The following is a 12731-nucleotide window of genomic DNA, read 5'->3' as shown; positions in this document are numbered from 1 at the left end:
CTAGCCGCCGAGGCGGAAATATTTGGCGGTCGCCGAAAATGCCGAACTCCTGGCGCCGATCTCGTCGAGTATCCTGGGCAACAGCACCGAGGCCGGCGTCGGCGTTGTGAAGTCCGCCGCCTTAATGTCCTGCGGCCCGGTGATCACCATGATGATCTGCGGCAACGCCTTGCCTGCCGCCTTGTCGGCGGCGCCGAGCCCGATCGGGATCGAGAAGGTCGCCTTGTCGGCTTGTACGACAACATGATCGTCGAGGTTGAAGGCGATGCCCCTGTGGTCGATCAGGAACACGCTCGACACCAGCCCGCCATGCGTCATCAGCGTGCCGTCGATCGGCGAGCCGTCCGGCACCGATGTCTGGTCGAGGACAAGCTGCGGCCTGTCGGCCGTGCTCGCGCCCATGAAACGCAGGAAGCCGGTGATCCCGCATTGCGGGGGCTGGATAAGGCGGACGCTGATATCCGGCTCGACATGGAACTTCGCCTGGAATTCCCCAAGCAACTGTTCGAAGGGTGGCACCGACGTGCCGAAGCCCTCGATCGCGACGCCCTTGTCGGCGGCCGACGTCACCGTCGCAAAAAAACAATCACCACCATTGAAGGCGCGTACCCAGGTGACCCGCTCCGCGGCCGCATCGGCCGGTGGCGGCACCTCCGGCTTGGGCACGTTCATGGCAATGTCGGGCTCTGCGGACTTGTCGGCCTGCTCGCCGCTGGCGATGTTGGGCCGGCTTGGGTTGGGCTCTGCGGTCGTTTCAGGCGCCTGCGTGTCCGGCTTGGGGGCCAGCGTGTCCGGCTTGGGCGCCTGCGCGGTCGGTTCAGGCGCCTGCGCCTTGGGCTCGGGCGGTTGAGCGGTGGGTTGCGGCGCCGGTGCTGTGGGCGTGGGTGCCTCGGCCGTTGGTTCAGGTGTTTGCGTGGCCGGCGCTGTCGCCTTGGGCTCTACCGGCGGACTGACAGGCTCGGGGTTCTTCGCGGCATCGGACTGTGACGGGCCGGATGGCGGTTGCAGCGCGACGGTCTTGTCGATTGGTGCGGCCGGCAGCGGGGCCGTAGCGCTCGACGCGACTGGTGGCGTCGGCTGCGGCTCGACCGGCGCTTTGGCCTGATCTTCAGCCGCAGTCTCCGCTGGTTGCGGCTTTGGCACCGTCTTCTCGACCGGCGCAGTGTCCGGAACGGGCTTGTCAGCGACGATCGGCTTTGTCAGTTCGGGTTGGAGCGGCTTGCCGGTGTCGGTGACGCGAGGCCGGTCTCCGAATCCCACGATACCCGATGCATAGAGCCCTCCAAGCGATACCACGGCCACCGCCGACAGCACCGCGATCGTCAGATTTCTGCCTGTAGTAGCACGCTTCGGCGGTGTGCTTGCTCGTCTGGGAGTTTCAGCAGCCGGTTTCGGCTGCGACAGGTGCGCCGGGCGCACGTGCGGCACGAAAGACGGCTCCGCCGTGCCGCTTGGCGGGGCCGAACCGAAGCCTTGGGCCGGCGAGTCCCCGACCTTCGAGACAGGCCCTGCGGTCTGCCCGGTTCGCGGCAGACCGGGCCGGGGCGCGAGCGATGCCGGCGGCAAGGTTGCGTCGCTGTCGTCGCGCGTCAACCGGGCGATTTCGGCCATGCTGGCCGGTCGATCATCCGGGTCAGGCTGCAGCATCGCTTCGACAATGTCCCTGAAATCGGCATCGATGCCGGAGAGATCAGGGACGGTCCGCCGTTTTTCGACGATCTCGTATTGCGAGCCGCCCATATCGATCGGCTTGCCGCGCAGCGCCGCCGCCAGCACCAGCCCCAGGCTGTAGATGTCGGACTGTTCGCTGACCTCGCCGCCATAGAGCCCGAGCTGCTCGGGGGAGACGTAATTGTATTTTCCGGCAAACTTGCCGCCGATCAGCGTCTCGCCACCGACCGCGGCCGATCGCGCAATGCCGAAATCGATGATCTTTGCCCGCTCGACCCGGCCGCCCGGCAGGATGATGTTGTCGGGCGACAGATCGCGGTGGATGGCGCCGGCCTGGTGCACGGCGCTCAGGCCCGAGGCCAGCCGGTGGCACAGTTTGCGCACATCCGGAGTCGCCATCGCCCCGCCGCGCATGACGTCGTACAGCGACTGGCCGTCGACGAATTCCATCGCCAGATAGGGCCGCCCGATGCCGGGATCTATGGTGAAGACGTGGTAGCGCACGACCGCGTCATGCGACAGATGGTTGAGGATCGAGGCTTCCTTGCGAAACAGCGACAGGATCGTCTGATCGCGGGCGAATTCCGGCAGCACGATCTTGATCGCGACATGATCGCCGGTCTGGATGTTGTGGCCGCGATAGACTTCGCCCATGCCGCCCGACGCGATGCGTTCGTCGAGCTCGTAGATGCCGCTGAGCTGCGTGCCGACGCTGGTATCCGCCATGTTGGGCAATAGCCGGGTCTTGTCGTCGGAGCTCATCGGTCACGGCCTTCTGCTCGGGACAGGCCATTGCCTTTGTCTCTGATCTTGACCAGAACGATGGTGACGTTGTCCGTGCCGCCGCGCTCAAGCACCATGGAAAGCAGCTTTTCGCAGGCAGCCTGCGGCGCTGCCGAGAGCACTGCAGCCGCAATCTCCGCGTCACTGACATGCGCCGTCAGGCCGTCCGTGCTGAGGATGAAAATGTCGCCGGCAAGGGTCTCTCCCTGCTGGAAGTCGATGGCGATTTCGTCGTTGACGCCGATGGCGCGGGTGATGACGTTGCGGCGCGGCCAGTTCTCCGCTTCGGCCGCGCTGATCGCGCCGCTGTCGAGCAGTTCCTGGACCTCGGTGTGGTCGCGCGAAATCTGCGAGATCGCGGCGTTGCGCACGAGATAGACGCGGCTGTCGCCCGACCACAGGCAGGCGAACCTGCCGTCCATGGCCAGCAGTGCGGCAACGGTGGAGCCGATGGTCACGCCGCGTGAGCGCGAAATCCGGCGGATCTCGGCATGCGCCCGGTTCAGCCGATCCTCAAAGCGGGCGCGCAGATCCGGCGCCGAACTGGCGATGCCGATCGTCGCCAGATGCTCGACAATGCTTGCCGAAGCGACTTCTCCGGCCTCGTGCCCGCCCATGCCGTCGGCCACCACCCAGAGGCCGATCCGCGGCTCGACCAGAAAGCTGTCCTCATTGTGGTCGCGCACGCAGCCCTTGTGGCTCACGCCGTAGCTCTCAAAGGCGGCATCGTTCACTTGCCTACGCTCCGCAACGCCTTGGCTGACGTGCCTGGCCAGTCTGCCACAGCCCCATTCATTAGAGTATCGAAATCTAAGCCGCTGATGACGGACGGTGTGGTGCCGCCGCTGTCTCTGCGTCCTGCAATCGCTGGTCCTGCCATGCAATTCCCCATCAGAAAGCCTTCGGACAGCTGAACGCGGAGAGCGCCGGCAGCGTGAACGGATTACCGTCCTCCCCGGTCTTGATCGTGTAGGCGACATCGCGCCCGCCGATGAGGAAATGCGCTTCGAGACTGTCGCCATTGGCGGTGACCTGCCCCTTGTCCAGCAATCGTTTCAACGCCCAGGGACCGTCGAACTTGATTGCGGACTCGCGGCCGGGCAGCTCCGGCGTCAGGCTGAGACTGGCCGAACCGGTCTTGCCCGGCCACGGAATCAGGCCCGGCGTGTTGCCGGCTTGGGTGGCCTGCAGCACCTGGCCGTCGATATTGAGCAGCGCCATGTCGGCATCGCCATGCAGCGACAGCGGCGTGAAGGTGATGTTGATCGACGGCACCGGCCCGCCGAGCGGAAAGAAAGCCGCGCGGATTTGTGCCGCGAGCTGAAAGTTCTTCAGCGTCGACTTCGCCAGATTGCGGCCGAACCTGGTGTCCTGCTTCCAGTCCCAGTCCTGGCCGCTCATGTCGACCAGCGACGCCAGGTTCTGCGCGAAGAACCGGTCGAGAACCCCGCCTGGAGAAAACAATCTGGCAAAATCCGCCATGGCGACATCGTCGGTACCGGCGGGGGCGAATGGAAAGCGCCCGGCAATCACCTCTTCGCACGGACGGCCGACGGTCTCCTCCAGCATCTCGTTGAGATGCGTGGTCGATGTTTCGGCGACGGTGCCCTCGAAATCGTCCGCCGCCGCGCTCACCATCCTGGCCAGCGCCTTCGGCAGCCGCGAGGCGTTGGCGCGTAGAGTCGATATCTGCAGCTGCAGATTGGCGTTGGCCTGGTCCGTCTGGGCGGGGACATCGGCGGCCAGCCGCACGCTCTGATAGATTTCGCGGAAATTCTGGGTCAGGGCGTCGAGCGGCCGCTGCCCCGGCGCCCCGGCCACCAAAGCCTGGAAAGACCGGAACTGGGCTTCGATGTTGGCGCCGGGATCCTGGTTCTGGGTGCTGACAAAGGCGGTCCCGGCCCTGCTCTGCGATTTGCGCGCCGCAATCTCGATGCCGATGCGGGCGAGGCCCTTGGCGCGCGCGGCGGTTTCCTGGCCGCTGTCTTGAGACGGCGCAGCCGGATTGCGCTCTTGCGTCAAAGCTGTTTCGCGCGCGATCGCCTCGAACAGCTGCATCAGCGGCGAACTCGGTGATCCCGCTGCGGACAGCGCCAGATATTGCGGTTTGTCGGCGGCCATTGCCTTGAACTTCAACCTGTCGAGCACCTCGTTCCACGCCGCCGCAAAGCCCTTGCCATAGCGATCGAGCAGCTCCGGGCCGAGCTTGAGCAATTCCTGGTCGAAACCGCCTTGCTCGCCGCTCGAGCCGATCACCCATTGATCGTCGACCAGCGCCTGCGCGCTCCTGGCAAGTTGCGCCAGATAGAAGTCGAAGCCGGCATGGGTGTAGAGACCGGGGACGCGAAGGCCGGCGAGATCGTTTCCGTCATTGCGCTCGAACAGCATCGGCGCTTCCGGGCCGGCTTGCGAGGCCACCGAAAAATCGTCCAGCGCCGCCGCATAGGTGGCCGACTGGATGAGAGCGGTGGCGCGATCGGCAAGGCTCATGCGGCCGAGCGAGCGCTGGGCGGATTCGACCAGCGCGCGGTTGAGTTCGAACGAGGGATCCTGGTCATCGTCGAGCGCCAGCATGGCGCGCAAATGCTTCTCCAGTTGCGCCCGGCCGTCGCGATTGTGGGCGCCGGGATAGCGGTTCTGTTCCCAGTCCCGCTTCAGCCAGGTGACGACCAGCTCGTCATCCACTTTCGGCGCCTTGCCGCCCAGCATCAGGTAAATCTTCAACGGCTCGTACAGCGCCATCGGATCGGCCATCCTGGCCTCGATCGTGCGTTCGAGCTGGAACAGCAGGCGCGAGCGGAACATCCGCTCCAGCCCCTGCCGGTAGGCGGTCTCGGAGGCCGAAAGGATACGCTCACGCTGGCTGAGGCCGAACGTCGCCGTGGCCGGGGTGGGCTGGTCTCTCGTATCGTAGCCGGCCGGCAGGCCGCGCAGCGCATCTAGCGCACCGATGACGGTTTCGAGGTCGGCATCCGACACCGTCGTGCTGGCCAGCAGCGGCGCGGCTGTCGCGCGGTATTGGCCTGCCGCCTGGCCGGTCGCGGCGACCAGCGATTTGTTGGTCGTAAAGCTCAGGCCGAGAACGCCAAGCGCGGCGATCGCTATGGCCGCGATCGCTGTCAGGCCGGCGTAGCGGGCGATCGCAACGCGCCTGTCGGCCGCCCTGTCATAGGACACCCAGCCGGACTCGGCGAAAATGACGCGGCTCAACAGATCGTGCAGGAAGAAGCTTTTGCCGGTGCCGGAAAGATGCGCCTGGGCATTCCTGCCGAAACTGCGGCCTATGCTGCCCAGCAACTGGTCGATCGGCGTGCCTTCCTGCGTGCCGGAAGAAAAATACAGGCCGCGCAGGGGGGCGTTCAGCTGCTTGCGCGTCGGCTCGAAAACGCCCTCGAGGAAATTCACGATCCGGCCTTTCAGCGCACCGAGCTGCGCGGCGAAGCCGAAAATGGCGATGCGCGCGACCGGATCGGCCTCCGCCTGCAGCCGCTCGCTCATCTCTTCGGTCAGGCGCTTCACCAGCGCGTCGAATTCGGCTGGCGCTTCCGCGACCATGTTCAGGCCGCGCTCGGCGGTCTGGAAGGTCGCGCCCCACACCTTGCGCCGGCGTGCTTCGTCGAAACCGCCGAAATATTCCATGAATCCGGAGACCAGGTCGGCCTTGGTGAACAGCACGTAGACGGGAAAGCGGACCTTCAGGACCTCGTGGATTTCCTGCAGGCGGCTGCGGATCTCGGCGACACGGGCCGCCTGCTCGCTGTCCGCCATCAGATCGGCAAGGCTGATCGCCAGGATGACGCCATTGATCGGCTGGCGCGTCCGGTGCCGCTTGAGCAGCGACAGGAACGCCAGCCAGCTTTTGCTGTCGGTCCCTGCATGGGAATCCTGCGTCGTGTAGCGCCCGGCCGTGTCGATCAGCACCGCCTCGTCGGTGAACCACCAGTCGCAATTGCGCGTGCCGCCGACGCCTGCCACCGGCTGCGCCTGGCCCGACCCGGCAAGCGGAAAGTTTAGGCCGGAATTGACCAGCGCGGTGGTCTTGCCGGCGCCCGGCGGGCCGATGACGATGTACCAGGGCACGTCGTAGAGGAAGTTGCGCTTGCCGCTCGATTGCCTGAGCGTCGCGACCGCTTCGTTCATGCGAGCTTCCAGCACCTTTGCATCGCTGCCGTCATCCTCGGCGCTGGCCATGGCGGCCTCCAGCGCCTTCTGCGCCTTGCGCCTGCGCCAGAACCGGATTGCATAGATGATCGCCACCGTTCCGACGACGATGCCGATGATCGCTGCCCGCAGCAAGATGGGATCCAACGGCCGGGCGCCGGCAAAGCGGATTAACGGGCCGGCGTACCAGACCGCGGCTGCAAAGCCGGCGAGCGCGAGCGCGCTGAAGATGCGCAGCAGCCAGCCGGTCACAGCATCTCCTCCCGCGGGATCATTACATCGACACGGCGGTTTTTGGCGCGGCCCTCCGGCGTTGCATTGTCGGCGATGGGCTCGTCCTCGCCCTTGCCCTCGACCTTTGTCCGCGACGGATCGCTGAAATGCGCTGCGATCATCTTTTCCACCGACTGGGCACGTGCGACGGAGAGGTCGAAATTCGATTTGAAGGCGCTGGTCTTCTTCGGTTTGACGTTGTCGGTGTGGCCGACGATCCGGATCGGCCCGCGCTCCGCATCGAGAGCCGCCGCGATGCTGGCGGCCACCGGCTCGAACTCCGGTTTGACCTCGGCTCGTCCCGACTGGAACAGCAGGGCGTTGCTGATTTCCACGATGATGAAATCACCCTTGGTGCCGACGCTGACGCCGCCGGCTTCGATCTCCTTGGCCAAGGCAGTGCGGATGCGATCGACCTGCGCAATCGTCGTTGGCGCTGCGACGACTTTCACCTCCTCGGTCAGCGGCACGAAACCGGTGCGCTCGATGGTGACCGGCGTCGCCGGATTGAGCGCCAGCAACTCGCCGGCAACAGCCTCGCCATCATTGGTGATGAGCACGCGCAACGTGAAAAAGGCCGCGGTCAAAACCGCCGCCATCGCTGAAGCGATGGCCCAGAGCGGAACCCGCCTGGAGCCTTGCGCTGATGTCAGCGACAGGCCTTGCCAGCGCGGCGAGATGTCGTCGTCACCGGGGACGCGGAAATAGGCTGATGTCTCGTAGACGTCGCGGCGGACACGCTCGAGACCCTCGCGCGGCTGGCCGCGATACTGGCCTTCGAAGCCAAGCGACAGGCAGACATGCATCAGCTCGATGAGATTGCGGTGCGGCTCGGGCGTCGCCAGCACCGTGTTCAGCGCCTGGAAGAAACCGGCGCCGGTGGGTTTGACCTGGAAGAAGCGCTGCAGCATGGCGTGCTGCGCCCACACATCCCGGCCGGAGCCGGGCAAATTGGCGATGATATCGTCCGCGGTTTCGCAAAGCACATAGCTGGCGATGCGCGCATCCTCTTCCGAGGTATCGGTCCTGGCGATCTTGCGGTCGAAATCCTCGATCAGGCCGGCGACATGCCGCGCCAGCGGCTCGGCCTGTCTTTCGACAGCCACCAGCCGCAGATGCCCAAGCAGCATCAGCAAGGGCGCCGCGGCAGCAACGATCGGGTTGGCCGCGCCATAGTCGACGCCGTCGCTGGCGCCGAGCAGCGCGTCCAGCGGCGTTTTCCCTGCCGTCCCGGCTGAACCGTGAACTGACGGATCGGCCGGCGCCTCAGTGAAAGGCGTACCCTGGTAGATCACCGTCCCCGTGACGTCGGGTGGCGGCTGGCGGCCGGCGTTGGGATCGAAAATGGTCGCCTCCCGGAGAGCGGCAGGGGCGATCACCGTACTGTCGGGCGCCGGCGCATCGCGGGCGAGAACCGTCTTTTGCTTGCGGCCGGGATTAGGGCGGCCGGGATTGGGGCGGCTGGGGCGGATGACGGTTTTGCCGGTCGGATCGTCGTCGTCGGAGCTCATCGTCGATCGTGCCCCAACGCGCGCGCGACCGCGCGACGCACAGCGCCATGTCCGCGCGAACGTGGACCGCAGGACGCTATCTCGCCGTGACATGACATGTGCCGCAGACCCCGAGGTCGACCAACCGTACCCGCGTGCTCAATTGTCGTATGTGATCGTAGTCTCAGAAGGTTGCGATGGAAACCCGGCGCAATTTTGGTCGCCAGCCGAGGCCCGGATCGGCCTTCACGGCGTCTTCAGAAGCGCGCGCCGGTACGACAAGCGGGCTCAGCCCTTGCCGGTCTTCTGTTTGGCGGCCTTGGCATAGGCTTCGCTGAAATAGGTGAGGAATATGTCCAGCATGCCGTTCTCGTGCGCTTCCTCCTTGGCCCGCCAGGTCGCGACCAGCGCGTCCCAGGCGCGCGTCTTCTTCGAGGCAAAGGAGGATGGCGGCAGTTTTTTCGCGATCGCCTCGGGCGACAGGTCGTCGAGTAGCCGCGACAGCGCCGCCTGCATGGCGGCGAAGGTGGCGAATTCATGCGTCTTGAGGTCGTGAAAGGCGTCCTCGATGCTGTGCCTGGCATCGAGATAGCCGGCCCTGCGCCGCGCGAACATGATGTCGAGGATTTCGTCTGTCCCGGGCACGAACTTTAGCGGATTGTTGTCGGCGGAATTGATCATGGTCCGGTCGCTGGTCTTGGCCAGGACTTTTGCAGCGGCGCGCGCCTTCAACAGCAACACCAGCTCGTCGACGACGATGCGCAGCACCGCGCCGATCTCGCCGGCCACCTCCTGCGGTTGGCGCAGCAAAAGCACCTCTGGCGGAATGCCGGCGCCGGCGGCAATCGCGCGCAGGATCTCGTCGGCTTGCTGCGGCCGGCTGGAGACCGAAGCGGGTGGCGCGGTCGGTGACCGTGGCGATGCGACATGGTCTGGAAAGGATCCGGCAACGGGCATCTGCCGTTGCGTCGAACCATGGCCACCGAAGGCTGGGTTCCCGTCATCGATCGACACCGAGACGATATAGCGGCCGATCCGGAGCCGGTCACCTTGCGCCAACCGATGCGGGCCGGTCAGGCGCTGGCTCGACCCGTTGACGAATGTGCCGTTGCGCGAGACGTCGTGGAGAAAAAAGGCGCCGCCTTCGTAGCGGATTTCGCAATGTCGGCCGGAGATGAACTTGTCCGGATCGGGCAAGGTCCAGGCGCAGTTCTCCCGCCCGATCTCGAAGCCGCGGTCGCGCGATGCGTAGCCGGGCGGCAGCCCGGCAGGCAGGACATCGACATTGCTGATCTGCAGACTGATGAACATGCGCTATGGACCGTCGACCGCTGCCGTTTCCATTGATCCGATGTGCCACAGTCTAGCAGCTTGCGGGCACAGCGGGAGAGCGGCGTTTCACACTGGCGAAAGCGGCGCAAACAGCAACGGCCTGCCGCTTGTCCTCTTTGGTCTGCCATAGAACATGTGGTAGGCTCAACATGGCTTGGGTGGCAAGTTGCGAAATATCCCTGAACGTGAGGTCGTTAACACAAGAAGGGCTTCGAACCTGCCACACTAGCGCTCAGGAGGGGCACGACCCATGCCGAGTGAACAACGCGCCGCGCTTGTGCAGACGCCGGTCGGCGCCGAGCTGTTGACCTTTACGCATCTCGTCGGCCGCGACGAGATCAGCCGCTGCCTTGCCTACACCGTTGGATTTGTTTCGACCAATGCCGATATCGACCCGCTGAAGATGCTGGGCGGCGCCGTTTCGATCGAAGGCGAGGCCGACCCCAAGCGCTGGTTCAGCGGCCTCATCGCCGAGTTTCGCCTTACCCGCATCGAAGATCGGCTGGCTCACTACGAGGCGGTTGTCAGGCCGTGGCTGTGGTTCCTCGGCAATACCACCGACTGCCGCATTTTCCAGGACAAGACTGCCGTCGAGATCGTGGAGGAGATCTTCTCCAAATATGGCGGCATCGCCAAGTTCGAGAAGCGCTTGCAAGGCTCCTATCCGCCGCGCGAATATTGCGTGCAGTACGACGAGAGCGACCTCGATTTCGTGCAGCGGCTGCTCGAGCATGAAGGCATAATGTACTTCTTCGAGCATGCCGAGGGTGAGCACACACTGATCCTGGCCGACGCCATGAGCAAGCTCAAGCCGGCGCCGGGCTATGAGACGGTGCTATATCAGTTCGAAGGGCAGGGCTCGCGCCGCGACGTCGAATACATCACCGACTGGATTCCAGGCAGCGCGGTGCGCCCCGGCGCCTATGCCCACACCGATTATGACTTCGAAAAACCCGCCGCCGATTTGATGGCGAAGTCGGCGCAGCCCTTCGGCCACAAGCAGGCCGCGGGCGAGAACTATCGCCACCCCGGCGCGCATCTGGAAGTCGGGCGCGGCGACAGCCTGGCGGCGATCAGGCGCGAAGAAATCCAGGCGCCGCATATGCGCATTGCCGCCGTCGGCACGGTGCGCGGCCTGTTTTCCGGCTGCACCTTCAAGCTCGACGGCTTTCCGCGCGACGACCAGAACAAGGACTATCTGGTGCTCAGCGCCGAGTACCGGCTGTTCGATCCGGGCTATCGCGCCGGCGTCGACACCGATGGCGAGAATTTCAAGGTGGTGCTCGGTGTGGCGCCGACCTCAGTTGCTTATCGGCCGCCGCGCATCACACCAAGGCCGATCATGCGCGGCCCGCAGACGGCGACCGTGGTCGGTCCGTCCGGCGAGGAGATCTTCACCGACAAATATGCCAGGGTGAAGGTGCAGTTCCACTGGGACCGCCTCGGCAAGAAGGACCAGAAGAGCTCCTGCTTCGTGCGGGTGTCGCAGACCTGGGCCGGCAGCGGCTGGGGCTTCATCCAGATCCCGCGCATCGGCCAGGAAGTGATCGTCGATTTCATCGAAGGCAACCCGGACCTGCCGATCATCACCGGCAGGGTCTACAACGCCTCGCAGATGCCGCCCTACGGACTGCCCGGCAACGCCACGCAGTCGGGCTGGAAGTCGAACTCGTCCAAGGGCGGTGGCGGCTACAACGAGCTGATGTTCGAGGACAAGGCCGGCTCCGAACTGGTCAACTTCCAGGCGCAGAAGGACCACCACCTTCTGATCAAGCACGACCGCAACAAGACGGTGCAGCACGACCAGTCCGACCGCATCGACCACGACGCCAAGCACTCCGTCGGCCACAACCTCGACGAGGACGTCGGCAACAACAAGACGGTCAAGGTCGGTGTCGACCAGACCACCAATATCGGGTCGAACGACACCGAGACGGTGGGCAAGAACCGCTCACTGACGGTGGGGGTCGATGAGACGATCAACATCGGCTCGAACTCCACGGAGACCATAGGTGCCAACCACACCCAGACGGTTGCAATCGTCCAGACAGTGACCGTTGGCGCGGCCCGGGTCGATTCGGTCGGAGCATCCGAGACCCGAACTGTGGGCGGTCCGCAGACGAACACGATCGGTGCGACGCGGTCGGTCACCGTAGGTGCTGCGCAGAGCCACGATATCGGCGCGGCTGATAGCTGGAACATCGCGGCGGCGCAAAGCGTCAATGTTGGCGCCGATCAGAGTTTCACCATCGGCGGGGCACAGTCGTCGCAGATCGGCAAGGGCAGGTCGGCAAAAATCGCTGCGGACGACGCAACCGATGTCGGCGGCGGGCACGCGCTCAAGGTCGGCAAAGGCAGCGGAATCCAGATAGCCGAAGACAGTGTGATCAAGGTCGGCAAGAATCTGATGATCGAGGCGGCCGACTCGATCACGCTCAAATGCGGTTCGGCCTCGATCACGATGAAAAAGGATGGCACCATTGTCGCTGATGGGAAGGATATTACCCTCAAGGGCAGCGGCAAGATCACCGTCAAGGCCGACGGCGAGGTGATCGTCAAGGGCAGCACGATCAACAACAATTGAGGGCATCATCATGGAAGTGCTGGAGCGTATCGACGGCGTCGTGATCGGCCTGCTGATCGGCTTCCAAGGCGGGGCGCCGCTGGTTGTCTTCGTCGGCAATCCGCGCGAGACCGCGATAGCGGCGCGCAGCCTGACGGAGCTGGACGTTTCGGCCGTCGGATCCGAACTGGCTTTGCTCTTCGAGGGCGGCGACCCGGCGCGGCCGCTGGTGGTCGGGCGCATCGTCGATCCTGCGCCCCGCGGCAGGAGCCTCGAAGTCGTCCGCGACGGCGAACGTGTCGTCATCAACGGCGATGAGCGCATTGAACTGCGCTGCGGCCTGGCATCGATCATTCTGGAGAAGAATGGACGCGTGACCATTCGTGGCACCCAGTTGACCAGCCAGGCCAGTGGCACCAACCGCATCCGCGGCGGGGCCGTGCATCTTAACTGAGGCA

At 64.9% G+C, this 12731-nt stretch carries 7 protein-coding genes; 2 read left to right on the top strand and 5 right to left on the bottom strand.

Going from position 1 to position 12731, the window contains the following annotated elements:
• The 5 genes from NKI31_RS24425 to tagH all read right to left on the bottom strand — a co-directional run bounded on the left by NKI31_RS24425 (position 1) and on the right by tagH (position 9689).
• A complete protein-coding gene (locus NKI31_RS24425; RefSeq protein WP_352652769.1) occupies positions 1-2433 on the bottom strand; it encodes a serine/threonine-protein kinase in 2433 nt (810 codons plus the stop codon).
• On the bottom strand, positions 2430-3188 hold the full coding sequence (locus tag NKI31_RS24420) for a PP2C family protein-serine/threonine phosphatase (RefSeq protein ID WP_023692196.1): 759 nt from the start codon (positions 3186-3188) through the stop codon (positions 2430-2432). The genes NKI31_RS24425 and NKI31_RS24420 overlap by 4 nt, the downstream gene beginning before the upstream one ends.
• A gap of 157 nt (positions 3189-3345) precedes the next feature.
• Entirely contained in the window at positions 3346-6867 is a 3522-nt protein-coding gene (gene tssM, locus NKI31_RS24415; RefSeq protein WP_352652768.1) for a type VI secretion system membrane subunit TssM, read from the bottom strand.
• Entirely contained in the window at positions 6864-8399 is a 1536-nt protein-coding gene (gene tssL, locus NKI31_RS24410; RefSeq protein ID WP_352652767.1) for a type VI secretion system protein TssL, long form, read from the bottom strand. Before tssL ends, tssM begins: the two co-directional genes overlap by 4 nt.
• Positions 8400-8666: 267 nt before the next feature.
• Positions 8667-9689: a type VI secretion system-associated FHA domain protein TagH gene (gene tagH, locus NKI31_RS24405; RefSeq protein ID WP_023692193.1), complete on the bottom strand. Its 1023-nt coding sequence runs from the start codon at positions 9687-9689 to the stop codon at positions 8667-8669.
• 271 nt (positions 9690-9960) lie between these two features.
• On the opposite strand from tagH, the gene NKI31_RS24400 reads away from it, so the two are divergent.
• Both NKI31_RS24400 and NKI31_RS24395 read left to right on the top strand, forming a co-directional pair.
• On the top strand, positions 9961-12294 hold the full coding sequence (locus tag NKI31_RS24400) for a type VI secretion system Vgr family protein (protein ID WP_352652766.1): 2334 nt from the start codon (positions 9961-9963) through the stop codon (positions 12292-12294).
• A gap of 7 nt (positions 12295-12301) precedes the next feature.
• Positions 12302-12727, top strand: coding sequence for a DUF6484 domain-containing protein (locus NKI31_RS24395; protein WP_023682625.1), 426 nt, complete (start codon positions 12302-12304; stop codon positions 12725-12727).
• Positions 12728-12731: the final 4 nt, after the last annotated feature.

Origin of the sequence: Mesorhizobium sp. M0659, assembly GCF_040320605.1 — a bacterium.
Taxonomy (GTDB): domain Bacteria; phylum Pseudomonadota; class Alphaproteobacteria; order Rhizobiales; family Rhizobiaceae; genus Mesorhizobium.
Note: the sequence above shows the minus strand (reverse complement) of the source record. Positions and strands in the feature narration are given on the sequence as shown.

Excerpts from the sequence above, each read along its gene's own strand:
- NKI31_RS24425 (WP_352652769.1), bottom strand. The coding sequence starts at position 2,433 with ATGAGCTCCGACGACAAGACCCGGCTATTGCCCAACATGGCGGATACC.
- tssL (WP_352652767.1), bottom strand. The coding sequence starts at position 8,399 with ATGAGCTCCGACGACGACGATCCGACCGGCAAAACCGTCATCCGCCCC.
- tagH (WP_023692193.1), bottom strand. The coding sequence starts at position 9,689 with ATGTTCATCAGTCTGCAGATCAGCAATGTCGATGTCCTGCCTGCCGGG.
- NKI31_RS24400 (WP_352652766.1), top strand. The coding sequence starts at position 9,961 with ATGCCGAGTGAACAACGCGCCGCGCTTGTGCAGACGCCGGTCGGCGCC.